At 63.0% G+C, this 24,346-nt stretch carries 24 protein-coding genes and 1 tRNA gene; 13 read left to right on the top strand and 12 right to left on the bottom strand.

Translation table 11 applies throughout. The annotated features are described in order from the left end of the window. The first annotated feature begins 27 nt into the window (after positions 1-27). Positions 28-1,761 (top strand): acyl-CoA dehydrogenase family protein, encoded by a 1,734-nt coding sequence (locus NKF25_RS22875; protein ID WP_253228937.1) that lies wholly within the window; start codon positions 28-30, stop codon positions 1,759-1,761. 9 nt (positions 1,762-1,770) lie between these two features. Here NKF25_RS22875 and NKF25_RS22880 read toward each other — a convergent pair whose 3' ends face one another. Both NKF25_RS22880 and NKF25_RS22885 read right to left on the bottom strand, forming a co-directional pair. Beyond that, complete coding sequence (locus NKF25_RS22880) at positions 1,771-2,220, bottom strand: metal-dependent transcriptional regulator (RefSeq protein ID WP_253228938.1); 450 nt, start codon at positions 2,218-2,220, stop codon at positions 1,771-1,773. A 78-nt stretch (positions 2,221-2,298) separates the two neighbouring features. Beyond that, positions 2,299-2,916, bottom strand: coding sequence for a DUF309 domain-containing protein (locus tag NKF25_RS22885; RefSeq protein WP_253228939.1), 618 nt, complete (start codon positions 2,914-2,916; stop codon positions 2,299-2,301). A gap of 361 nt (positions 2,917-3,277) precedes the next feature. On the opposite strand from NKF25_RS22885, the gene NKF25_RS22890 reads away from it, so the two are divergent. Then, on the top strand, positions 3,278-4,030 hold the full coding sequence (locus NKF25_RS22890; RefSeq protein ID WP_253228940.1) for a class I SAM-dependent methyltransferase: 753 nt from the start codon (positions 3,278-3,280) through the stop codon (positions 4,028-4,030). Positions 4,031-4,324: 294 nt separating this feature from the next. Here NKF25_RS22890 and NKF25_RS22895 read toward each other — a convergent pair. Then, positions 4,325-4,397: transfer RNA gene (locus NKF25_RS22895), tRNA-Arg, on the bottom strand. Between the two features lie 164 nt (positions 4,398-4,561). Here NKF25_RS22895 and NKF25_RS22900 point away from each other — a divergent pair. Both NKF25_RS22900 and NKF25_RS22905 read left to right on the top strand, forming a co-directional pair. After that, positions 4,562-5,155 (top strand): hypothetical protein, encoded by a 594-nt coding sequence (locus NKF25_RS22900; RefSeq protein ID WP_253228941.1) that lies wholly within the window; start codon positions 4,562-4,564, stop codon positions 5,153-5,155. Between the two features lie 160 nt (positions 5,156-5,315). Continuing rightward, complete coding sequence (locus NKF25_RS22905) at positions 5,316-6,755, top strand: single-stranded DNA binding protein (RefSeq protein WP_253228942.1); 1,440 nt, start codon at positions 5,316-5,318, stop codon at positions 6,753-6,755. 20 nt (positions 6,756-6,775) lie between these two features. Here NKF25_RS22905 and NKF25_RS22910 read toward each other — a convergent pair whose 3' ends face one another. Next, entirely contained in the window at positions 6,776-6,982 is a 207-nt protein-coding gene (locus NKF25_RS22910) for a hypothetical protein (protein ID WP_253228943.1), read from the bottom strand. A gap of 145 nt (positions 6,983-7,127) precedes the next feature. On the opposite strand from NKF25_RS22910, the gene NKF25_RS24395 reads away from it, so the two are divergent. From NKF25_RS24395 to NKF25_RS22960, 9 genes are all read left to right on the top strand, one after another. Then, positions 7,128-7,559, top strand: coding sequence for a histone (locus tag NKF25_RS24395; protein ID WP_066144987.1), 432 nt, complete (start codon positions 7,128-7,130; stop codon positions 7,557-7,559). Further along, positions 7,556-8,566 (top strand): histone deacetylase, encoded by a 1,011-nt coding sequence (locus tag NKF25_RS22925; protein ID WP_253228944.1) that lies wholly within the window; start codon positions 7,556-7,558, stop codon positions 8,564-8,566. Before NKF25_RS24395 ends, NKF25_RS22925 begins: the two co-directional genes overlap by 4 nt. Before the next feature lie 108 nt (positions 8,567-8,674). Next, positions 8,675-9,850: a glycosyltransferase gene (locus NKF25_RS22930; protein ID WP_253228945.1), complete on the top strand. Its 1,176-nt coding sequence runs from the start codon at positions 8,675-8,677 to the stop codon at positions 9,848-9,850. Beyond that, positions 9,822-10,493: a glycosyltransferase gene (locus tag NKF25_RS22935; protein ID WP_253228946.1), complete on the top strand. Its 672-nt coding sequence runs from the start codon at positions 9,822-9,824 to the stop codon at positions 10,491-10,493. The genes NKF25_RS22930 and NKF25_RS22935 overlap by 29 nt, the downstream gene beginning before the upstream one ends. Next, positions 10,490-11,455 carry a hypothetical protein gene (locus NKF25_RS22940; RefSeq protein ID WP_253228947.1) on the top strand — a complete coding sequence of 322 codons (966 nt, stop codon included), beginning with the start codon at positions 10,490-10,492 and terminating at the stop codon, positions 11,453-11,455. Before NKF25_RS22935 ends, NKF25_RS22940 begins: the two co-directional genes overlap by 4 nt. Further along, on the top strand, positions 11,452-12,789 hold the full coding sequence (locus tag NKF25_RS22945) for a sulfatase-like hydrolase/transferase (RefSeq protein WP_253228948.1): 1,338 nt from the start codon (positions 11,452-11,454) through the stop codon (positions 12,787-12,789). The genes NKF25_RS22940 and NKF25_RS22945 overlap by 4 nt, the downstream gene beginning before the upstream one ends. Further along, entirely contained in the window at positions 12,786-14,249 is a 1,464-nt protein-coding gene (locus NKF25_RS22950) for a lipopolysaccharide biosynthesis protein (RefSeq protein ID WP_253228949.1), read from the top strand. Before NKF25_RS22945 ends, NKF25_RS22950 begins: the two co-directional genes overlap by 4 nt. A gap of 141 nt (positions 14,250-14,390) precedes the next feature. Further along, a complete protein-coding gene (locus NKF25_RS22955; RefSeq protein WP_253228950.1) occupies positions 14,391-14,756 on the top strand; it encodes a hypothetical protein in 366 nt (121 codons plus the stop codon). Positions 14,757-14,846: 90 nt separating this feature from the next. Continuing rightward, complete coding sequence (locus NKF25_RS22960; protein WP_253228951.1) at positions 14,847-15,314, top strand: FlaD/FlaE family flagellar protein; 468 nt, start codon at positions 14,847-14,849, stop codon at positions 15,312-15,314. 18 nt (positions 15,315-15,332) lie between these two features. Here NKF25_RS22960 and NKF25_RS22965 read toward each other — a convergent pair whose 3' ends face one another. The 8 genes from NKF25_RS22965 to NKF25_RS23000 all read right to left on the bottom strand — a co-directional run bounded on the left by NKF25_RS22965 (position 15,333) and on the right by NKF25_RS23000 (position 24,326). Continuing rightward, positions 15,333-16,292 carry a hypothetical protein gene (locus NKF25_RS22965; RefSeq protein WP_253228952.1) on the bottom strand — a complete coding sequence of 320 codons (960 nt, stop codon included), beginning with the start codon at positions 16,290-16,292 and terminating at the stop codon, positions 15,333-15,335. Between the two features lie 265 nt (positions 16,293-16,557). Next, complete coding sequence (locus tag NKF25_RS22970) at positions 16,558-17,679, bottom strand: XdhC/CoxI family protein (protein ID WP_253228953.1); 1,122 nt, start codon at positions 17,677-17,679, stop codon at positions 16,558-16,560. After that, positions 17,676-18,953, bottom strand: coding sequence for a VWA domain-containing protein (locus NKF25_RS22975; RefSeq protein ID WP_253228954.1), 1,278 nt, complete (start codon positions 18,951-18,953; stop codon positions 17,676-17,678). Before NKF25_RS22975 ends, NKF25_RS22970 begins: the two co-directional genes overlap by 4 nt. Continuing rightward, positions 18,950-19,870 (bottom strand): MoxR family ATPase, encoded by a 921-nt coding sequence (locus NKF25_RS22980; protein ID WP_253228955.1) that lies wholly within the window; start codon positions 19,868-19,870, stop codon positions 18,950-18,952. Before NKF25_RS22980 ends, NKF25_RS22975 begins: the two co-directional genes overlap by 4 nt. An 83-nt stretch (positions 19,871-19,953) precedes the next feature. Continuing rightward, positions 19,954-20,847: a xanthine dehydrogenase family protein subunit M gene (locus tag NKF25_RS22985; RefSeq protein WP_253228956.1), complete on the bottom strand. Its 894-nt coding sequence runs from the start codon at positions 20,845-20,847 to the stop codon at positions 19,954-19,956. Further along, positions 20,847-23,228 (bottom strand): molybdopterin cofactor-binding domain-containing protein, encoded by a 2,382-nt coding sequence (locus NKF25_RS22990; protein ID WP_253228957.1) that lies wholly within the window; start codon positions 23,226-23,228, stop codon positions 20,847-20,849. The genes NKF25_RS22985 and NKF25_RS22990 overlap by 1 nt, the downstream gene beginning before the upstream one ends. A gap of 1 nt (position 23,229) precedes the next feature. Beyond that, complete coding sequence (locus NKF25_RS22995; RefSeq protein ID WP_253228958.1) at positions 23,230-23,733, bottom strand: (2Fe-2S)-binding protein; 504 nt, start codon at positions 23,731-23,733, stop codon at positions 23,230-23,232. Continuing rightward, positions 23,730-24,326, bottom strand: a complete 597-nt coding sequence (locus tag NKF25_RS23000) for an SRPBCC domain-containing protein (protein WP_253228959.1) — start codon at positions 24,324-24,326, stop codon at positions 23,730-23,732. The genes NKF25_RS22995 and NKF25_RS23000 overlap by 4 nt, the downstream gene beginning before the upstream one ends. Between the last annotated feature and the right edge of the window lie 20 nt (positions 24,327-24,346).

Below are 24,346 nucleotides of genomic sequence, written 5' to 3' on the forward strand. Positions count from 1 at the left end.
TAGCTCGCGCGCGATTCCTTCGTCAGCATGACTGTCGACTACGGGCAGTTCGACCGCGGGCGAGGGCTGAACTACTGGCAGTACGACCCGGTACTACAGCACGAAGTCGAACGCACTTACGGCGGTGACCGAGGATGGGCCGAGGAGCGATTCGACGAGTTCGGCGACATCGTCGGAAGTATCGTCGCGGAGCACTCGGACAGCATCGACGAGCACGGCCCGGAACTCCGGCGCTACGACCGGTTCGGCGATGCCGTGAACGAGGTCGAATATCATCCTCATCAACTCGAAAGCGAGCGACTGGTGTACGGTTCGGGTGCTGTCGCCGACTCGTTTCGGGCACCTCCCGAGCAGGACGCCCCGGCGCCCATGCTCCATCACTTGACGATGGATTACCTGCTCGCCTACGCCGACGTGGGGTTGACCTGCCCGGTTGCGATGACGGCCGGTGTCGCGCTCGTGTTGGAACGGTTCGCTGACGGTTCCGATGCCGACAGTTCCGGTGCCGACGGTCCGCTCTCGGAAACCTTCGATCGACTCACGACCCGCGAGTACGACGACCTGCTCCAAGGCGCGATGTTCCTCACGGAGCGGCAGGGCGGAAGCGACGTCGGCGCGACCGAGACCATCGCGGAGCGCGTCGAGGACGGAAGCGGGTGGGAACTCTCCGGCGAGAAGTGGTTCTGCTCGAACGTCGATTCCGGAGCGATTCTCACGCTCGCCCGGCGACCCGACGCACCCGCCGGGACCGATGGACTGTCCTTGTTCTTGGTACCGGAGACGACCCACGATAATGAGGAAAACGAATACACGATTCGCCGCCTGAAGGACAAACTCGGGACGGTCAGCGTTCCGACCGGGGAGGTCGAATTCGGCGGCACCGAGGCGAACCTCGTGGGGGAAATCGACTCGGGGTTCCGCTACATGTCCGAGATGCTCAACCTCGAACGGATCGCGAACGCGTTCGCGTCGTGCGGTCTCATGGGACGGGCGCTGTTGGAGAGCAAGGTTCGGGCGGCCAACCGCGAAGCGTTCGGGAAATCCATCGACCAGTATCCGCTGATGCGCCGCGACTTGGTCGAGATGGCAGTGGCACACGAAGCGGCGACCGCCTTCACGTTCGACGCCGGGAGGGCGTTCGACAGATATCAGCAAGGTGACGAGGACGCGTTCGGATTGATGCGACTGCTCGTCCCCATCGCAAAGTCTCGAACGGGACGGATGGCCGTCGATGTCGCCTCGTACGCGATGGAAATTCACGGCGGCAACGGCTACGTGAACGATTTCGTCACCCATCGTCTTCTGCGCGATGCACAGGTACTCCCCATCTGGGAGGGAACGTCGAACATCCTCTCGAACGACGTGCTTCGTTCGATGGCTCGCGAAAACGCACACGAACCGGCACTGGCCCTGATCCGTGATCGACTCGATGGCGTGGAACACGACGAACTGACCGACCTCGTGGTGACGACGCGCGATGAACTCGGGGGGCTACAGGAGGCACTCGGGGCGGTAGCGACGGAAGGAGACGACTACGCACAGCATCATGCGAAGGAACTGGCCGAGTACGTCTTCGACGTGTACACCGCCGCGTTGTTGCTGTCGGAAGCGGACGGAGAACTCGCGGCAGGGAACGACCGGAAGGCACTCGTCGCCCGTCAGTTCGTCACCGATTCGCTGGGAGAAACCTCCGCACGGGGAATCACGTCGGGCGAAACGCTTCCGTCCGATGCCTTCGAGAAGATCGTCCGATTCGCCTGAATTCGCCAGTCACTCGTGATCCGTCGGTTCCGTGTCGCGCACGTCGTCACAGCACTCGTTGTACTCGGTATGTGGTGCGCTACACTCTCCAGTACACGGATGGTTGATACGCTCGCGGATACGCGCGGCCACCTCGTCCGAGAGGGCGTTCCCCATCTCGCGTGCTTCCTCCGGGCTATCGATTTCGAGGTCTGACAGTAGGAAGTTCTCCGCGAGACAGTGTTTCCACATCACTTCGCGTGCGGTTTCCTCGCCTTCGTCGGTGAGCCTCGCCCCCTTGTACTTCTCGTACGTTGCGAGGTCGCGCGCTTCGAGCGTGGTGAGCATTTCGGTGACGCTGGCGGAGCTCACGTCCAACGCCGTCGCCAGTTCGCCGGTTTTGGCCGGACGGCCGGTACTCTCGCTCACGAGGTGAATCGTGCTGAGATAACGCCCGACGCTCGCGGAAACCTCGCTCATTGTCTGTGCCTAGCGGGTGTCACGACCATAAATCATTCCCAATATCCTGATCGTGTCTCAGTTTCTGAGTGACATCACCTACTCGAACAGGCCGTCAACGTCCGTCTCCCGGAACTCCCGTCGTTCGACGTGTTGGGACAGACGCTGGAAGATCAACGCCCTGTTCTCAGGTTGGCGAACGAAATCCATGACGAACGTGATGAACCGACTTCCTTCGTCGCCCGCCTCCAAATCCATCCGCGCGAACTCGATAGCCCGTTCGAGCACCGACTCCTCGTAGCCGAACTCCTCGGCGAGGACGAGTGCGGCGACGGCCGATTCCTCGAAATCGAGGTCGTCGGGACGGAGGACGGCCCCGTCGTCGGTCAAGCGCGGCGGTGCTACCCGCTCGACGTACTCGGGGTCGTCACGAACGGCACGGAGGTAGCTCCGAACCGTCTCGACGTCGACGCCTCGATACTCCCCGGGAAGGTCGCCCAGGTAAGCGGCCGCGCTCTCGGCGAGGCCACGAATTCCGGTCCAGTTCGAATCCGTCGTGTGGTGAACCACGGCGGTGAACTGGATGAGTCCGTGGAGAAAGCGTTCGTCCGTCGTACCGCTGTCGAGGCCCAACCAATAATCCTCCCACGCGTCGTGGGCGGCGTGAAACTCACCCGCGTTGTAGATGGCGAGTCCGGCCCGAAGGTAGGTATCCATACGACTACTCGTTTGTCGAGACGAAAATTCCTTTCCGACGATGAACAGTCACACACCGAACCGAGGAAAACGAACCCCCATGGGACCTGACTGGGTTATCGTCGGGGGTTCGAACCGAGAATGGTTATTTAGCGGCTTTCTTCGCGGCCCATTTCTTCAGATCACGAACGAACAAACGGTAGGTTTCAGCTTTACTCATACACGAGTAAATATTCAGCCGAGATTCAAAAGTGTCCCGGTTCATACCAGATTTGGCCAGAGACAACATAGCACGGTCTCCGACCCATACATCCATCCACATCTATCCGCGAATATTGGTCAAACGGCAACGGTATTCGCACCGCTCGACGTACCGTCTCGCATGGACGAACTCGAACGGAAGCGGGCGACGACGGATTCGTTCGGCGCGGTGGCCACTTCTTATCTCGACAGCGACGTTCACCGGGAAGGTGCTGACCTCGAACTCCTCGCGTCGTGGTGCGACGGCGCATCGACCGCCCTCGACGTGGCCTGCGGTGCCGGACACACCGCTGGCGCGCTCGGGGAAGTCGCCGACGCCGACATCGTCGTCGCCGCCGACGCAACCCCTGAGATGGTCGAAACGGCGACGGACGCGTTTCCGGTGGTCGGCACCGTCGCCGACGCGGAGCGGCTACCGTTCTCGGACGGGACGTTCGACGCCGTCACCTGCCGCATCGCGGCCCACCACTTCCCGAACCCGGACGCCTTCGTGTCGGAAGTCGCGCGCGTGCTCGCTCCCGGCGGCGTGGTCGCATTCGAGGACAACATCGTTCCCGACGACGACGAACTGGCGGCGTTCTACAACCGGTTCGAACGCCTCCGTGATTCGACTCACGGCGAGGCCTACTCCGCCGCGCAGTGGCGCGACCGGTTCGACGAGGTCGGATTGTCGGTCGACGAACTCACGACCATGCGAAAATCCCTCGATTACGAGTCGTGGGCCGAACGAACCAATCCCGGAGAGGACGCGCGCGAGAAACTGGACGAACTCGTCCGCGGGCCGGAAGCCGAGGAGGTGTACGACGTGACGGTTGAAGATGGGAAAGTAACCGAGTTCAGCAACGAGAAGGTTCTACTGCGCGCGACGAAGTGAGTCGGATTCGACAAACGTCCTGACGGAGGTTTACGTGAGTGAAACGAGCGTAAACCACGTCAGAGCGTGAACGAAGTGAGCGGTCTAACGGAGATTTGAAATCGTGAAATCGTTCCTGCTCAGTCGCATACGCTCCTTCACGGGCGTGCGATTTCCCTGCTCAAATCTCCGCAGTCATCATCTTCCTCCACGACTCACGAGAGCCTCGGCTCTCGTGAGTTGGTTCCGTAAGAATGACGTCCTGACGTGAGCCTCACGCGAGCGTGAGGCAAGTCAGGTCGTGAATGAAATGAACGTCCTGACGGAGATTTGAACTCCGGTCCCTGGCTCCGCAAGCCAAGAGGATAGTCCACTACCCTACCAGGACTCATTCATTCATTTCGCGCTCGGCTTAATAGCGCTTGCGATGTGGTGGCGGTGTGTGGATGCGAGGCAACCACACGATTCGCACCCGGCGGCAGTATGAGAATAACTCAAATCGCTATTTTCGTCTACGGGACAGTTTTTAGAATGGGTATAGTATCCGATAGTATGCAACGACGAGACATCCTGAAACGAGCGGGTGCGGCGACGACGGTCGGCATACTGGCCGGTTGTCTCAGTCGAGACGGCGGCAGTCCTGGCGGTTCGGGGTCCGAGAGTACGAATACGACTACGACGACGACCACGACGACCACGGCGGACGGGACGACGACCGAAGAGATGACGACGAAGACCGGAACGGAGACCACGACCTCGGCGGACGGCGGCGAGTCGAATCTCAAGGACGGTACGGTGAAGGTCCTCAGTTCGAACTGCGGAACCCCGAAAAACGAGGCGTCCGTCGAGGTCACGGACTCGCGGATGGTCATCACCGGCACGATCGGAGGAAGCGACTCCTGTGCGATACCCTACCTCAAGAGTACGAAAACCGACCCGAAAACGGGGACGTACATGGTGACGGTCGGAACGAAGAAGAAGAGCGGGACCGTCGGCTGTTCGGAGTGTCTCACCAAAATCGAGTACCGTGCAACGCTCACGTTCGCCGGTTCGGTACCGAAGTCGGTGAAAGTCACCCACGAGAGCATGGGGAAATCGAAAGTGGTCGCGAGCACCGACGGCAGTTCGTCCACCACCGAGAACTGACGATCCACGAAAGCGTCATCGAGGCACGGGGCGTAACTTTATCAACGAAAATGCGGCCACTGATAGCTATGATTCGAACCGGATCGGGATCGGCGGACTTCCGTTCCCCGACACAAAGACAACGCTTAAGCGACGGCCAACCCTGCAACCGAGTACGATTATGGGCGTTATAGACGAGGTACATGGGGACCTCGACGCCGACATCTCTCTGGACGAGTTCCGGGACGCCGTCGAGGAAAAAGTCGAACAGATGGGTGGGCTTGCGGACGAGGAAACCGCCGCAATGCTCATCGCGCACGAACTGGACGAAAGCGAGGTGAACGGCGTCGCCGACATCGAACCCGGCATCGAGGAAGTGAAATTCGTTGCCAAGGTGACGAGCGTCGGCGATATCCGAACGTTCGAACGCGACGGCGACGACGCGGAGGACGGTCACGTCCTGAACGTCGACGTCGCGGACGAAACCGGGTCGATTCGAATCTCGCTCTGGGACGAACAGGCACGGGGTGCCGAGGAAGAACTCGAACCCGGCCAAGTCCTGCGAATCAAGGGCCGCCCGACGGACGGCTACAGCGGGACCGAGGTCAACGTGGACCAAGCCGAACCGGACGACGACACGGAAATCGACGTGCAGGTTCAGGACTCCTACTCCGTCTCCGACCTCTCGCTCGGCCTCTCGGACGTGAACCTTCCGGGTAAACTACTCGACACCGGAACCGTCCGTACGTTCGACCGTGACGACGGCTCCGAGGGCAAAGTCGCCAACCTCACCGTCGGCGACGAAACCGGTCGAATCCGAATCACGCTCTGGGACGAGCGTGCGGACATCGTCGAGGAACTGGAACCCGGCATCACCGTCGAAATCGTGGACGGGTACGTCCGCGAGCGCGATGGGAACCTCGAACTCCACGTCGGCAACCGTGGCGCAGTCGAGGAAATCGACGCCGACATCGAATACGTCCCCGAGAGCACGCCGATCGCGAACCTCGAAATCGGCGACACGGCGGACATCACCGGTGTGATTCGCTCATCGGACCCGAAACGCACGTTCGACCGCGACGACGGGTCGGAAGGTCAAGTGAAGAACGTCCGCGTGCAGGACGAAACCGGCGACATCCGCGTCGCGCTCTGGGGTGAAAAGGCCGACCGCGAACTCGCGCCGGGCGACAAAGTCGCGTTCGCGGACGTCGCCATCAAAGACGGCTGGGCGGACGACATCGAAGCCTCCGCCGGATGGCAGTCGACCATCTCCGTCCTCGACAACAGCTCCCCGACGGACGCGGCGAACGGAGAAAGCGACACGAACGAGGCGGAAACCGGACTCGACGCGTTCGGAAGCGACGTCGAAGGCGACGTCGAAGAAACGACGACGACCGAGACGGAATCCGACTCGACGGCGGACGCGAATACGACATCGACCGACGACGGCGAGCAAGTCGAGTTCACGGGAACGGTCGTTCAAGCGGGCAACCCTGTCGTGTTGGACGACGGTGAAGAAACGATAAGCGTCGAGACCGATGCCGACGTTCACCTCGGGCAGGAAGTGACCGTTCGCGGCGAACGTCGTGGTGGCAAGCTCGACGCAGAGGACGTGTTCTAACGCTTTTTGGACGTTCCGAGTTAGCTCTGGAACGGCTCTTCGTCGCGGTGATTGTCCTTGTTCTGTTCGTCGGTCGCGGCGTCTTCGCGGGCCTGCTTTTGCTCGACTTCCGTCTCGTCTTCGAGTTCCTCCTCACGGGCCTGTTCGGCCTCGGTTTCCCCTTCCTGTTCCGCTTCGTCTTCCTTTTCCTTCGCCATCGTTCGGTCGCGTTCGTGTGGGTCGCTCATCGTGTTCGAGGGTTTGGCGTCGTCGTTTTAATTCGTGATGGCTGCACTGTCGTCCTTTTTATTGTGATAGCAGTTTCCGCGTGTCCGATTTGCCGCGAACGACGGTAGGGAAAGATTAAGGGCGACAGACTTCTGCTGTTGGATCATGAGCGTTGAGCTTCCGTTCGCGCCGGTCGATACGATAATCCGACGGAACGCGGGTACCCTTCGTGTCAGTGCGGATGCCGCCGAGGAACTCGCCCGCCGGATCCAGAGTCACGGCGCGGAGCTGGCCGTAGATGCTGCAAAACAGGCGACGAAAGATAGACGGAAGACACTGATGGCGGCTGATTTCGGCGTCCAGCAGGTCATCGACAAGGACGAACTCACCCTTCCGGTCGCTCCCGTCGATCGAATTGCCCGCCTCGATATCGGTGACGATTATCGGGTCTCGATGGACGCGCGGGTAGCGCTTGCGGACATCCTCGAAGATTACGCCGACAACGTCGCATCGGCGGCAACGATCCTCGCCCATCACGCGGACCGGCGAACCGTTAAGGCAGAGGACATCGAGACTTACTTCAGGCTGTTCGAATGAACTTCGGCTACAGCGAGGTCTGTTTAGCTCACGATACCGGAAAACGGCATCCGGAAAACCCCGACCGACTACGTGCGATTCGGCAGGCCCTCACGCGCAAACACGGCGTCGAATACGTAGAGTCACCACCCGCCACGGAAGCGGAAGTCACGGCGGTTCACGACGAGGGGTACGTCGAGGAGTTACGCGAGTTCTGTGAGAGCGGTGGCGGTAACTGGGACCCGGACACCGTCGCCGTCGAAGCGACGTGGGATGCCGCACTCGAAAGCGCGGGGCTCGCAAAATGGGCCGCGAACGCCGCACTGGACGGCGAAGACGGACGTGCAACGCCGTTCGCATTGGGTCGTCCACCGGGACACCACGCGGTAGAGGACGATGCGATGGGGTTCTGTTTTTTCAACAACGCCGCCGTCGCAGCCCAAGCGGTCATCGACGACGGCCGGGCCGAACGCGTCGCGATCATCGACTGGGACGTCCATCACGGAAACGGCACGCAGGACATCTTCTACAACGACGGAAACGTGTTCTACATCTCGATTCACGAGGATGGGCTGTATCCCGGCACGGGCGAAATCGAGGAAGCGGGCGAGGGGGACGGAAACGGAACGACGCTCAACGCACCGCTCCCGGCGGGAGCGGGCGACCCCGAATATCGCTCGGTCTTCGACGAACTCATCGCGCCCGCAATGCTCGAATTCGATCCCGACCTCGTGTTGGTGAGCGCAGGGTTCGACGCTCATCGGCACGACCCGATTTCCCGGATGCGTGTCTCGACGGAGGGATACGGCGTGCTCACCGCCCAAGTTCGTGAACTGGCGGACGAGTCGAACGCGGCACTCGGGTTCGTTCTCGAAGGCGGCTACGGGTTGGACACGCTTTCGGACGGCGTTGCGATGGTCCACGAAGTGTTCGACGGGATGGACCCGGTCGTTCCCGAAGAGGAGGCGAACGAGGAGGTCCGCGAGGTCATCACGGAACTACTCGATACCCATCCGATGTTCGAGTAGGTCTGAAACGTCCCTTGCTCGACGGATCGAACGCTGCTATTTTTCAAAACACCCACCACAATTTATACTATAGCGTGCTGTACCATCGTCACGCTCAGGGGTGGGCCAATGAGACAGGATTCATACGACGTAGCGGTGTTGCACGACAGATTCCCGGGTATGGGCGGTGGTGAGCGATTCGCCATCGAAGCGGCGCGCGTGCTCGATGCGCCGATTTACACGATGTACGTGGCGAACGACGTTCGAATTCCGGACGACGTGACCGTCGTTCCGATACGGCAGGGAAAGTACACACGGGGTCTCTCGGGTCGACTACTCGAATGGAAAAACGAGGGGATGAACCCGCTGGAAACCCTCTCGGTATCGTTCGATATGACCGACGCGGCCGACGAACTGACCGAGTACGACGTACTCATCGAGAGCGCGCCGCTTTCGAAATCCTACGTTCCGCCGGTCGAGCAGACGGTGATTCACTACCCGCACAGTCCGCCGAGATGGCTGTACGACCTCTATCGTGACCGACTCGGGGAGTTCGACTATCCGGGCATCAAGTTCGCGCTGAAAGGCTATGCGAAGTGCTGGCGGGCACTCGACAAGGAGAGCAACGACTACGTCGACCGGTTCGTCGCCAACAGCGAACTCGTCCGCGACCGAATTCAGCGATACTACGACCGGGATGCGGCGGTCATCTACCCGCCGGTAACCGGCGATTGGCGGAACGACGGCGACGACGGGTACTTCGTGACGTGGTCCCGGCTTGCACCGGAGAAACGCATCGGTCTCGTGATCGATGCGTTCGCGGAACTGGACGAACGCCTCCTCGTCGTCGGTGACGGCGAAGAACGCGAAACGCTCGAACGGAGCGCACGCGGACACGACAACATCGAACTCCTGGGCTACGTCGAAGACGTCGCGGATATCGTTTCCCGTGCCACCGCCGTCGTCTACGCACCCAAGGACGAGGATTTCGGTCTGGTCGGTGCGGAGGCGTTGACGGCCGGGAAACCGCTCATTGGCGTGAACGAGGGGTACACCCGTCATCAAATCGTGGAGGGAACGACCGGATTGGGGTTCGAACCGACCGTCGAATCGCTCCGCGAAACCGTCGAACGATTCGACCCCTCGGATTTCGACGCCGACGAGATTCAACGGTTCGCCCGTCGCTACGACAGGACGACGTTCGCCGAATCGCTCCTCGAACTGGTCAACCGAACGCACGCGGAGGCGGCGAAAAAGCGCGCCGCGGTGGATACCGATGATTCGAAACCCATACGAATCCAGTGAGCCGCGGGTTTCGGTCGTGATTCCGACGGTCCCGGAAAACGACCACGAGGCCGTGGTCGCCGCCCTGCGAAATCAGACCGTCACCGAATTCGAAGTGCTGGTCGTCGACGACGCGACGCTCGACATCTGTGAAGCACGAAACGCTGGCATCGAGGCGGCGAACGCGGATATCGTGGCGCTCACCGACGACGACTGCCGACCGCCACCCGACTGGGTTGCGAGCGTGGAGAGCGCCGTCTCCGATGGCGCGGTGTGCGTCGAGGGAAGCGTGTCGGGTGGACGAACGTACCGTGGAACGGGGCTGTACGTCGGTTGTAATCTGGCGTTCGACCGCGAAACCGCGCTCGACGCGGGTGGGTTCAGAAGCGAGTACGCCGGGTGGCGCGACGACACGGAATTCGGCTGGCGAATGGAATCCTATGGTCCCTGTCGGTACGACCCGACGCTGACGATGGAACACCCCGACCGAACGCGGGCAAGCATCGATGCCGAAAACGAGGCCCGGTTGCAGCGCGAGTATCCGACCCGATATGAGGAACGGATCGTTCCGAAGACGGCGCTCGACAGGGTCAACGACTGGCTTTGGCGACAAGGGTTCTGGGACGCGGTCGATAGGGTTCGGTACGCAGGAGGGAGTCGATGACGCTGAAGGAGTGGCTAGGCGAAAGCAGTGACCGCGTCCACGAGGATGGGTGGATCGGCATGGACACGTCCGCCTACGAGCTATACAAAGGCTTTCTCCGGCGACTGGCCGGACGGGGGTCGTTCGGCGAGTCGATATACGACCACTCGTGGGACGCCCTCGTCGTCCTCGACGGCTGTCGGTTCGACTGTATGTGTGAGGTCGCACCCGAGATACCCTTCGTGAAGCGCGTCTGGCGCTTCGCGTCTGCTGGGACTCGCTCGGACGAGTGGATGCACGCGAACTTCGACCCCCGAGATTGCTCCGATACGGTCCACGTCACCGCGAACCCGAACTCCGCGGCGCATCTCGATTCGCGGAACTTCGCCGAGTTGGACGAAGTGTGGCGTGACGGGTGGGACGACGAGTTGGGGACGGTTCCCGCCCGCGCCGTCACCGACCGGGCTATCGTCGCCGGACGGTCTATCGGGGACGGCGAAATAGACGCGGACAAACTGGTCGTCCACTACATGCAACCACACTTCCCGTCGATTCCCGACCCGCTTCCGGGCGACGAGATGAGTCGCGGCGAGTTCGGCGAGCGCGTGGGCGTCTGGGAACGCTTGCGACGGGGAGACCTCACCCGCGAGCAAGTGTGGAGCTCCTACCGTGACAACCTCCGCTACGCCCTCTCCGAGGTGGCGGTGTTGCTCGACAATCTGGACGCCGACCGGGTGGTCATCACGGCGGACCACGGCAACGGTTTCGGCGAGTGGTACATCTACGGCCACCCCGACAACACACCGATTCGCGCCCTCCGCGACGTGCCGTGGGTGGTCACGAGCGGAACCGATTCGGGAACGTACGATCCGAAAAGCTGGATGGTAGGGTCGGACGAGACGGAAGGAGCGGACGGGACGAAAGGAGCGGACGAACAAACGACATCGACCGCCGACCGCCTCTCGGCGTTGGGGTACCGATGAACGTCGCGCTCGTCGTCCTCGACACCCTTCGCAAGGACGCCTTCGACGAGCATTTCGACTGGCTGCCGGGAACTCGATTCGAGAACGCCTACTCGACTTCACACTGGACGGTTCCGGCGCACGCCTCGCTGTTCGCGGGCAAGTACGCGAGCGAACTGGGCATCTACGCCGGTGCACAGCGCCTCGACTGTCCGGAAGCCGTGCTTCCGGAGTCCTTCCACGAAGGCGGGTACACCACCCGTGCATTCAGCGCGAACGTCAACATCTCCCGCCCGTTCGATTTCCATCGCGGGTTCGACCAGTTCGAGGGCAGTTGGCGACTCGATGCCCTCTCGTCGAACGTCTTCGATTGGGACGGCTTCATCACCGAGACGCGCGACATGGGACCGGAACGCTACGCCTTCGCCCTGCGCGATATCCTACTGGGCGACTGCGATACCGTTCCGTCGCTCAAACGCGGCGCGTTCCTCAAGCTTCGTGATTTGGGGATGGGTCGGGCGACCCGCGACGACGGCGCGACTGAGGCGCTCGAATTCGTCCGCGACACCGAGTTCGGCGACGACGAATTCCTCTTCGTCAACCTGATGGAAGCCCACACCCCGTATTCCCCGCCCGAGGAGTTCCGGACGGTCGAACCGCCGGAACTCGACGGCCTTCGTGCCACGCTCGGTTCGCCGGATGCGGACCCCGAGCGAATCCGACAAGCGTACGACGACGGCGTTCGCTACCTCGCGGACCGCTATCGTGCCATCTTCACGGAACTCCGCAAGTCGTTCGACTGTGTCATCACGCTCGGCGACCACGGCGAAGCCCTCGGCGAATACGGCGCGTGGGAACACCTCTGCGGGCTGTATCCGGATGTAACGCGGATTCCGTTGTGTCTCTGGCTGGCCGATGCGACCGATGGAGACGACGCGGATCAAACCGCCGAAGTTCGAGACGATCCGGTCTCCCTGCTCGACGTCCATCGGACGGTTCTCGACATCGCGAACCTCGATGGCGATTCGAGGGGGAGAAACCTGCTTGCGGGGTCGGAGACGGAGGAAGAACCCGAACGGCTGGTCGAGTATCACGGCCTGACCGACCGCCACCGGACCGCGCTCGCCCGTGACGGCTTCGATATCGAGCCGCTGGACACGGAGCTGTACGGCATGGCCGCTGCCGACTACTACGGGTGGGAGACGCCGGACGGCCTCCACGAGGTGGGCGAAATAGCAAAGCCACGGGAGCGAATGGATACGCTCGTGAACGAGCTGAACCGACGGGTCGTAACGGACGATGTGGCCCTATCGCCAGCCATCGAGGCGCAACTCCGTGACCTCGGTTACGTATGAGCGAGGCTGCGAAAACAAGCCTCAGCCGGGAAACCCTCGGTGGAACCATCGCGCAGTTCGTGATGGCCGGAATCGGGTTTGCCGGGACCATCGTCTTCGCGCGATGGCTCGGTCCGAGCGCGTTCGGCGGCGTCTATCTCCTCTTCGCGCTGGTGAAGTTCGCCGACCGGCCGATGAACGGCTGGTCGCAGGCGGCCAAAAAGCGCCTCTCGGAATCCGACGCGCTTCGCCCGCCCGCGTTCGGCGCACAGTTGTTATTCGACGCCGGGTGGGTCGTTCTCGCCGCCGTGGTCGCCCTCCTCGCCGGTGACTTCCTTCGGAACTACACCGGACTCGCGCTCGCGCCGTTCCTGATTATCTGCTTGCTCGCCACCGAATCGGTGTACGAATCCCTCGAAAACCTCGTTCAAGGGCGGGGAAAGATCAGCGCCGCGACGTGGGTGGATACCCTTCGCTCAACGCTCACCCTTCCACTGCAGATCGGCTTCGTCGCGCTCCTCAGCACCGCCACCGTGGTCGGGTCCGCGGGAATGGTGTACGGTCTCGCGCTCGCTTCCGCGCTGACCGTTCCCCCCATCGTCGCGTACGTCGCGGCGCGCCCGACCATCCCGTCCCGCTCGTTCGTCCGGAGTCTCGCCGACTACGCCCGGTACAGCATCCCTGGGTCCCTGTTGAGCACGACGTACGACCGCCTCGACGTGTTGTTGCTCGGCTTTCTACTGGTGAACGGAACGTCGGCGGTCGGGCTGTACGAAGTCGCGTGGAAACTCACATTCCCCGCCGTCTTCGTCGCCGACATGGCGGGTCGGGGACTCATGGCGACGGTGAGCGCCAGACGCGGCCGAACGGACGGCGCGGCGCGTGACATCTCGAACACGCTCGCCTACGCCGGAATCCTCGCGTTTCCCGTCCTCTTCGGATCGCTTGCGCTCTCCGAACCGCTGGTCGTGACGGTGTACGGACCGGAGTACCGTGATGCCGCCCTCCTGTTGATCGGGCTTGCGCTCTACCGCGTCGTTCGGACGCAGAGCGGACCGCTCCTCCAAGCGACCAACGGTCTCGACCGGCCGGACGTGGCGATGCGACTGTCGGCGGTTGCCGTCACCGTCAACCTCGCTCTCGGCGTCCTGTTGACGCTCAGGTTCGGCGTGATCGGTGTCGTCCTCGCGACGGTCGTCGCGGAGTCGATCGTGTATCTCGGCGCGCTCCGTTTCCTCCGGGGTGAACTGGTCGGTATCCAGCCGGTTTCATGGCCGATGGTCGCACAAGTAGGTGCGAGTCTTTTCATGTTCGCCGTCGTCTCGATCGTCCACCGGTCGCTCCCCGTCGGGTCCTGGAGCGACCTTCTGACGCTCGTTTCGCTCGGTGGCATCGTCTACGTCGGCGTTCTCCTGGTCGTCAGTCCCGGCGTGCGACGGACGCTGGGTGAAGCCGTTCGGGGGTCGCTCTCTTCACCCTAGCCTTCCAGACGGATGATCGCACCGGGAACGGTTTCTCCCCCTACGGTCTCTCCGAAATCCGTTCCAGTGCGCTGTCGCTTGTCGATGACGACACCGAAGAGGCAGAAGCTATAACGTTCTTCCGCGACGAATGAACTCGTGATGTCACTCCTCAAAATCAACATCGAAAAACCGGCACTCGTCGAGGAACGAGTGTACCCGGACGAGGATTCCGCACCCGCGACTGCCAGCACGAAACCGAAATCGTCCGATTCGCCGTCGTTGGGACTGTTGAAGCCGCTTCTCGGTCTGCTCTTCGTCGTCGGTGCCGCCCTGTTCGCCTACAAACGCCGCTCCGGTTCGAGCGAGGACGAAGCGTCCGAGTTCGAACCCGATGACGTCGAAACCGACGACTTCGAGGCCGAATCCGGCGGAAGCGGAAAGGGCCGTGTGTTCGGCCTTCTGGCGGGCGTCCTCTGCCTCGCACTCGTCGCACGAAAGCGGCGAAGCGGCGCGTCTGACAAGTAATCAAACAGATAAGATTTCTGAGTAGCGATTTTCTAATCCGCCCGTACCAAGAGTTAAATAGGTTGAAATGCTTGTCTTCTAAATATCAGAATGAGCATCAGACCTGCCAATTACGACCTGCGCGAACTTCGTAGGATGGCTGCCGAGGACGAACCACCCCTGGAACTGGCCGCGGGCGAGGACGAACAGTCGGCGGAGGACTTGCTCCGACTCGGACAGCGCGAGGAACTGATGAAATTACAGACGAAGCTGTTGGCGTCCGGTGGGCTTCCGGAGAAGCCCTATCTGACCGGCCTTCCGACGAGATACGGCGCGGAAGTCATCGTCTTCGAATGGCTCGACTTCCTCATCGAAAAATCCGGGTTCGAACACACCGGAAAGGCGCTCTCGCACTACGCCGACATCGACTGGATGAGCGACGGCGCCTACGAGTCGCTCAAGTCGTACATGTACGGGTTCTCGGAAACCGACCGCTTTGGCTCCGAAGGGCCGGAGCCGCTCGACACGAGCGATCACGTCTTGAGTCTCATCTACATCGCCCGTCTGGCGTCGCTGTAACTATCTCCGTAAGCCGCGCTATTCCGCGTAGCCCAGATGTCGCAACCGATCCTCGATGACGTCGTCGGCCATCTCGTCTCCTTCCTCCGGCGACTCCGCTTTTACATCCCGGCGTTCGTCCGAGTCGATCTCTACCCACGGCACTTCGAGTAGTTCGCGTTTGTGCAATCCGCGGGGATGACCGTACGTTCGAATCGGTATCGGATAGGTTCGCTCGCCGATGAGGTTGCCGTGGTCAGACGTGATGGTGGTTTTGCCCGGCAGTTCGTTCACCAGTCGCTCCACGTGCGGCAGCACGATATCGAGGTTCTCCGCGTACGCGTCGACGATACCGGACACGTTCGTCGTTTCGCGGTACTGAAGCGCGTTCCACGGATGGGGATCTTTCTTGATTTCGTCCTCGTCGAGTTGCATCTCGATTCCGGCGTAGTCGAGTTCTTTCCCCTTCTCACCCAAGAACGGATAGTGTGGTTGCATGAAGTGGGTGATGATTCGCTTGTCCGGATATCGCTCGTAGGCTTCGAGCGTTCGCTCGACGATCGTTTCGGGCAGGACGGTTCGGGTCTCCTCGTCCCAATCGTCGTCCAAGAGGTTGACGACGGCGTGGAACGTCCCGTCCGGAATCTTGTAGGCGTGCGGGTTCGAGGTGACGTACACCGTATCGTGGAGTTCGCGCCCGACGTAACTGGCCTGCATGAATTCCCAACTCTCGCTTCCGGGCGACAGTTTGCTCGTCGTCCGTCCGCCGAAGTCGGCCCGTGCGGTGAACAGGTCGTAGCGACAGGCATCCAGGATGACGAGGTTGTCCCAGTCCTCCGCCATCACGTCCATGCGCGTGTCGTCGTTCACGAGTCGGGACACGTACGCGTTCGTGTTCACCGCGTCCTTTCGAAGGCGTCGCGTTTCCCCGCGAATGAGTTCCGGATTCCGTAGGAGACGAATCAGATTTTGGGGAGTATATCGCTGCCAGATAGCCATGTGCGAAACACAGTTCCGTTCCACCTTATTTATGCACAGTTTAAGAATCGACACGGGAGATGATCGGGCCGATTTTCGCGCTTACAAATCCATTTTCGCGGTCCGTTCGGATCGTTCACTCGGGTCAAATCGTTCAATAGGGAAGTTACACGGGGATCACTGCTGAAACGATGCGTGGCGATAGTCGTCGGATGGGAAACGACTGCTCTCCAAGATTTCGAGCGGTCGAGCGAGAACAAGGACTGACGTCGGGAGACCCCCCGAATCAGTGAGTTTCGGACGGCGTCTCCGCTCGATCGTGAACGGTGCCATCGACCGCCCTGAGGTGTGATCCTTCGCGACCGTTTTTGACGGCCAACGCCTCGGCCACGATGCTGTGGGCGACCTGATACGGCGCGCCGCCGCCGAGGTCGAGGCCGACCGGCGTGTAGACGGGATCGAGGTCGCCCAACTCCTCTCCCTCCTCCTCGAACTCGTCGAGCATCTGCTCGAATCGCTCCTGCGGACCCATCAAACCGACGTACGGCACGTCGGTCGCGAGCAAATCGGCGAGCGCGAGGCGGTCGTCGATGAAGTTGTGCGACATCACGACGACGTAGGTGTCCCCGTCGAACGCCACGTCGTCGGTCAACGACCGCGGCGAGGTCGAGAGCACCCGGTCGGCGTCCGGGAATCGTTCCCTCGCCCGGTCGGCACCGCGGAAGGTGGCGACCGTCACGCGGAAATCCACGTTCAGCGCCAGATCCACGACGGGCGCGACGTCGTGACCGCCGCCGAGGATCACCAACTCCGTCGGTGGAACGATACGGTCAACGAACACGGTTGTCACGGTCCCTTCGTCCGTTTCCACGTCGATGGTCCGCGAGCGCTCGATGTCGGCGGCCCGAATCGCGTCGCCGACTTCCTCGGGGAGACCGTCGAAATCGTCCGAGTAGTCCCGTTCGCCCACGTCGACGGCCTCGTCGTCGCTCGCCACGACGGTCGCGACAGTGATCGCATCTCCCGCCTCGTAGGCTTCGACGGCGGGCCGCATCCCCTCGTCGAGCGGTTCGAGGAACAGATCGATGATGCCGTTGCAACCGACGCCGAGGCCCCATTCGTCGTCGTCGCCGGTCAGGTCGAACGTCTCCAGCGTCGGCTTCCCGTCGGCGATCACCCGGTCGGCCAGATTTCGAACTTCGTCTTCGAGACATCCGGCGGTAATCGCGCCGACGCCGCCCTCGGTCGGCGAGACGACCATCTTCGCGCCGGGTCGGCGGTACGCGCTCCCGCGAACGTCGACGACCGTCGCCAACATGGCCGGTCCATCGGCGTCCAGTCGCTCGCGGATGCTCGCCATCAGTTCCCGTTCCGGTACACTCCACTCGCTCCGTTCGGTTTCGCTCATTGTACTTCCTCCATCTGATCCGCACGCGGTCTCGTGAGCGTTCGCTCCGGACCGTGACGGGAGAGTTCGGTTGCGATTCGATACAAGTCACCAGAGTCAGCAAAGCCGTACAGGCCATCGAGATACGGCAACGCCGCCTGCATCCCACGGCAGGCGGGTTCGTAGGCCGGCGACACGGCCAACGGATTCAGCCAGATGACCCGTCCGGCACGCCGCGACAGCCACGCCATCCCCGTCGAGAGGTCGTCGACGTCGCCGCGTTCCAACCCGTCGCTGAGGATAACGACGGTACTCCGCCAGTCGATGGTTTCGGCGTGTTCGTCCCGAAGCGTGCCGAGTGCGCCGCCGATTCGCGTCCCGCCGCCCCACTCGGCTTGGGCGGCCTCCAACGCAACCAGCGCGTCGTGTAGCGTCGATTCGTCGAACGCCGGGGTCACCTCGCGGAGTTCCGTGTCGAAGAAGAATATCGGCGTCCGTCGCCACGCCGTCCGCACTTCGCGCAGGAACTGAAGGAGGAACCCGCGGTCCACGGTATCGAGGACGGACTGGCTCACGTCCACCAGCACCGCACCGCGGGTCTCGGTTCGCTTTCGAACGCGACCGGGGATGGGAAGCGGCGTGCCGCCGCTCTCGACGCTCCGTCGGAGCGCCCGGCGGGCGTCGACGCCGCGGGGGACGGAAGCGGGGTCCCACCGTCGTCCGGGGAGCGACGACACCGCCCGCGTGAATTCCGCCGTCGCGTCCGCGACTCGTTCCTCGTCCCGGACGGCGACGGTCGCCGTCGAAAACCGGTCCGAATCGCCGCTGGGACTGTATTTCGCGGCGGTCTTCGTTTCCGCATCTCCGAGCGGGGAACGCTCCGGCGAGACGGTCGCTCCTGCTCCCGTCTCCGAACCGTTCTCTTCGTCCTCGCCCCGCTCGGACTCGGCGTCCTCCTCGGCGGTCGCGCCGTCGTTCCCGACGTTCGGCCTGCCGGGTGAGGGCGCATCCGCTGGGTCCGCCGGATACGGACGGTCCTCGCCACGAAGGCGCGCCCAGAAGACGGGAAACAGTCGGTCGAACGATTCTCGGGCGCTCACGTCGGAGAGCAGCGTCGCGCGAAGTGCGGTCCGTACGCTACCGCGATCACGGCGTTCGACGGCGGTGAGCGCCCGTGCGGCCGAGAGCGCGCCATCCCCGGGGATGTTCGCGCCCGTTCGATCGAGTTGTACCGTGAACTCCACGAGTTCGGCCCGGAGCCTGTCGGCGGGACGGTCGGACGGCGGAGAGTTCACGGCTCGGCGTGCACCTCCGCGAGCAGGGATTCGAGCACCTCGTCGTCGATTCGTTCGACGTCCTCGGCATCCTTCAGTAGACAACCGAGGGTCTGTCGAGCCGTTTCGACCGAGAGGTGTTCATCCTCGGCGTCTTCGCCACCGTCGCCGAGGACGGTCAGGGCTTCCGCCCAATCGAGCGTTTCGGCGAGACCGGGCCGCTTTCTGAGCGGGCGGTCCCGGAGTTGCTGGGCAACGCCACAGACGTCCGCCGCGAGTCCGTCGGCGAGTTCCGGCACCTTCCGCTCGATGATAGCCCGCTCCTTCTCGACGGACGGCGGGTTCACGTACAGGTACAGACAGCGCCGTTTCAGCGCGTCGCTCAGTCCTCGCGTTCGGTTCGAGGTGAGTATCACGACCGGCGGCGTCGCGGCTTCGACGGTGCCGAGTTCGGGGATGGACACCTGAAAGTCCGAGAGAATTTCGAGCAACAGCGCTTCGAACTCCTCGTCCGCGCGGTCGACCTCGTCAACGAGGAGCACCGGCGGTCGGTCACCGTCGCCCGAGAGCGCTTCGAGAAGCGGCCGGGAGAGCAGGTACTCCTCGTCGAAGACGGAGTCGTCGTCCGCGACGCCGCCCTCGCCGGACTGAATCGCGAGCAGTTGCTTCGTGTAGTTCCACTCGTACAGCGCGTTCTCGGCGGCCAGCCCCTCGTAGCACTGGAGACGGACGAGATCGGTGTCGAACCCCTCGGCGAGCACTTTGGCGAGTTCGGTCTTCCCGGCACCTGGCTCACCCTCCACGAGAAGGGGTTTGCCCATCCGCAGCGCCAGCAGGACCGTCGTCACTATCTCGTCCTCGGCGACGTACTCCTCGTCGTCGAAGACCGCCCGAAGCTCCGCTTCCGTCACGGAGTCGAACCCGTCAGGACCCGTCATCGATACCCTCCGGTCGCGCCGCGCGGACTCGTCGGTTCCGTCGTGTCAATCACAGTCACCCATTGGGTGCGGTCGTTCAAGACTTAGTCGGCGGCGGCACCCCCGCCGTTGGCTCGTTCGACCGCGGCTCCGAGCGCACGCTTCGTATACACAGTCAGGAGGTGGGCGCGGAACTCCGCGGACGCCTGTACGTCGTCCATCATCAGCATCTCGTCCAGGTCGTCGCCCGCGTGGTCGGCGGCGTCGGCGAGGGAATCCTCGTCCGTCGATCCGCCGACGAGCGCGTCCTCGACGGGTTCGAGGCGGATACCGTGGTCCATCACGCCGTTCGCGGCGACACGGGCCGAGGTCACCTCGTCCCCGTCGACTTCGAGTGCGGCGGCGACGCCGACCATGGCGTAACCCGAGGACGGACTCGGTTTCTTCGCGTATGCACCGCCGATTTCGGGCGCGTTCGGGAGCCGGATTCCCGTGAGCAGTTCGTCCTCCCCGACGTCCGTCGCGTACATGCCGAGGAAGAAGTCGTCAACCGGAACCTCGCGTTCGCCGTCACGACCTTCCACGACTATCGTCGCGTCCGCCGCGAGGGCCGCCGCCGGGAGGTCGGAGGCAGGGTCGGCGTGCGCGAGGTTGCCGCCGATGGTGCCGCGGTTCCGTACCTGTACGTCGCCGACCTGTTCGACCGTTGCCGGGAAGACGGCCACGTTCTCCGCGAGGTCCGAGGAGTTCACGACGTCGACGTAGTTCGTCATCGCGCCGATCGTCGTTTCGTCGCCGTCCGCCTCGATACCCGAAATGGAGTCGATACCGCTGACGTCGACGAGTGCACCGGGGCTGGCGAGACCGGACTTCATCGTCGGGAGCAGGCTGTGACCGCCCGCGATTATTTCGGGGTCCTCGTCCGCGTGTTCCTCCATCAGATCGAGCGCCTCGGAGACGCTCGACGCTTTGTAGTAGTCGAATTCTGCCGGGAACATCAGTTCTCACCTCCGCTTTCCTCGACCGCACGCCACACGCGTTCGGGCGTCAGCGGCATGTCGATGTCGTCGACGTCGAACGGTTCCAACGCGTCCGTGACGGCGTTGACCAGTGCCTGTGGCGCGGCGATGGTGCCCGCCTCGCCGACGCCCTTCACGCCGAGCGGGTTGTGCGGGCACGGCGTCACCGTGCTTCGCGTCTCGATTTCCGGGATGTGTTCGGCCTTCGGAACCGCGTAGTCCTGCATCGATCCCGTGAGGAGCGTGCCGTTGTCGTCGTACACCGCGCCCTCGTACAGCGCCTGTCCGAGGCCCTGTGCGACGCCGCCGTGGACCTGCCCTTCCACGATTTTCGGGTTGATCTGATTGCCGACGTCGTCCACCGCGACGTAGCGTTCGATGTCGATTTCACCCGATTCGGGGTCGACTTCCACGACGCAGGCGTGGAGTCCGAACGGGAACGTGAAGTTCTCCGGGTCGTAGAACGAGGTGGCTTCCAAACCGGGTTCCATGTCGTCCGGGATGTCGTGAGCGAGGTACGCCTGCCCGGCGATTTCCTGAATGCTGACGCTCTTGTCCGGTGCGCCGACGAGTTGGAATTCTCCATTTTCGAACTCCACGTCGTCCACGTCGGCCTCGAACTGGTGGGCCGCGATCTTCCGCGCCTTCTCCACGATCTTTCCGGCGCTCGTCGCCAGCGAACTGCCGCCGACCGCCGCGCTTCGGCTTCCGTAGGTACCCATTCCCTGCGGTACCTCGTCGGTGTCACCCTCGACGATTTCCACGTCGTCGTAAGGGACGCCGAGTTCGTCCGCGATGATCTGGGCGTAGGTCGTCCCGTGGCCCTGTCCGTGGCCCGACGTCCCGCAGTAGGCGGTGACGGTTCCGGACGACTGCATGCGGACGAGCGAACTCTCCCAAAGCCCGGCCTGTGCGCCGAGTTGTCCGGCGAGTTCGGAGGGTGCGAGCCCGCAGGCTTCGATGTACGCCGAGAGGCCGACGCCGATGTAGCGACCCTCGTCGCGCAGTTTCTCCTGTCGCTCGCGGAGTTCGTCGTAGTCGAGCGCGTCCAGCGCCTCGTCCAGCGTCTTCTCGTAGTCGCCGCTGTCGTACTCGACGGCGACTTGCGTCTGATACGGGAAGTCGTCCGAGTCGACGAAGTTCTTCCTCCTGAATTCGGCCGGGTCCTCGCCGATTTCGCGGGCCGCGAGCGTCATCATGCGCTCCACGACGTAGGACGCCTCCGGGCGGCCAGCGCCACGATAGGCGTCCACGGGTGGAACGTTGGTGAACGCGCCGTCCACGGAGACGTGAATGGCCGGAATGTCGTACTGTCCGGAGAGGAGCGTTCCGTACAGATAGGTCGGCACGGCCGGTGCGAACGTCGAGAGGTAGGCACCCAGAGCGGCCTTCGTATCCACGTCGAAGCCGGTGATGTGGCCGTCCTCGTCCAGCGCCATCTTGGCGTGGGTGACGTGGCCACGCCCGAGCGCGTCCGTCTCGTAGGTCTCGGTACGGGTGGCGACCCACTTCACGGGTCGTTCGAGTTCGCGGGCACAGAGCGCCGTCAGCGCCTCGTCCGCGTAGTGGTGAATCTTCGACCCGAAGCCGCCGCCCACGTCCGGCGCGCGGATGTGGAGTTTGTGCTCGGGGTGGTCGATGACCCCGGACATCAGCAGGCGGTGAAGGTGTGGGTTCTGTGAGGTCATGGCGACCGTCAGGTCGCCCGACCCGGCGTTGTACTCGGCCACCGTCGCCCGCGGTTCCATCGCGTTCGGGATGAGATACTGGTTGTGCAGGTCGGCTTCCACGACCGTCGCGGCGTCCTCGAACGCCGCGTCGGTCGTCTCGGCGTCGCCGAGTTCCCAGTCGAGGGCGACGTTGTCGCCTTGGTCCTCGTGGAGGACCGGCGCGTCCTCTTCGAGCGCCTCCGCGGGGTCCGTCACCGCGTCGAGACGGTCGTAGTCCACGTCCACCGCGTCGGCCGCTTCCCCTGCGATGTAGCGGTCGTCGGCCACGACGACCGCTACCGCGTCACCCTGATAGCGTACCCGGTCGCTCGCCAGAATCGGGTGGGCCGGGGTTCGGAGACTGTCGAGCAGCCATCCGACCGGCAGTTCGCCGGGTACGTCGAAGTCCTCGGCCGTATAGACCGCGACGACGCCGTCCATCGCCTCGGCGTCGCTGGTGTCGATGGAGTTTATTTTCGCGTGGCCGTACTGGCTCCGCGTGACGGCCATGTGCAGCATGTCCGGGCGCTGGATGTCGTCCGTGTACTCCGCGCGACCGGTGATGAGCGACGGGTCCTCGCGGCGCTTGATGGCCGAACCGAGGACTTCCTCGATATCAACGTCGTCCGCGTCCACGGTTTCGATGGACATCTCAGTCCCCCTCCGCAGCGGTGGTGGCACCCTCGGCCCGCATCTTCTCGGCGGCGGATTCGACGGCGTTGACGATGTTCTGATAACCGGTACACCGACAGAGGTTACCTTCCAGCGCCTCACGGATTTCCTCCCGCGAGGGGTCGGGGTTCTCTTCGAGGAACTGCTGGGCCGTCATTATCATGCCCGGCGTACAGTAGCCACACTGCAGGCCGTGTTCCTCCTGAAAACTCTCCTGAACGGGGTTGAGTGCCGGACCGTCGGCCAACCCCTCGACCGTCGTTACGTCGCATCCGTCGGCCTGCACCGCGAGGACGGTACAGGATTTGACGGCGTCGCCGTCGAGGTGCACCGTACACGCCCCGCAGGTGCTGCTCTCACACCCGACGTTCGGTCCCGTGTATCCCAACTCGTCCCGGAGTGCGTGGACGAGCAATGTTCGTGATTCGACCGTGAGGTCCTTTTCCTCGCCGTTTACCGTGATTGTGATGTCGTGTTCCGTCATAGCAGATCCCTGATTTTGTCCGTGATTCCGCCGCTGTCGTCGGTTTCGACGTCCCGTAGCTGGTCCTCGATGTTGCCGAAGAACCGGTTGACGACGCGGTTCGCCACCGGATTGATGACGCGCTGGCCCATCTGCGCGACACGCCCGAACACGTCGGTTTGGGCCTGCCAATCGACGGCGACGCCGTTCTCGGTTTCCTCCAACTGCATCCCCGCTTCGAGTTCGAACGAGGAGTTACTGGCCTCACCCTCACCCTCGGCCGACATGTGGCCGAACTCCCGATCGGTGATGGTGACGACCGTCTCGAAGGAGGGTTTGACGCTGCCGACGCCAATCTCCATCAGCGCCGCGTAGTGTGCTCCCTCCTCGAACGCCCGTTCGGCGATTTCCTCGGTGTCCGCCTCGGGGAGTGTCGGTGGGTCGTCGTCCGACACCTGCTCGCGGAGCTCGTCGAAGTCAACGTCCTCGTCATCGACGCGCACGAGGAATTGACAGCCCGGCAGTGCCTCTTTTATCATTACCGGGTCGGAGAGCGCCAGCCACGCCTCCTCGCGGGTGGTGTCCGCGATCTCGAACGTGTCACTGAACTCCACGCGAACTCACCGTCCTCCCG

The sequence above is a fragment of the Haladaptatus sp. AB643 genome (assembly GCF_024136975.1).
Classification (GTDB): Archaea; Halobacteriota; Halobacteria; order Halobacteriales; family Haladaptataceae; genus Haladaptatus.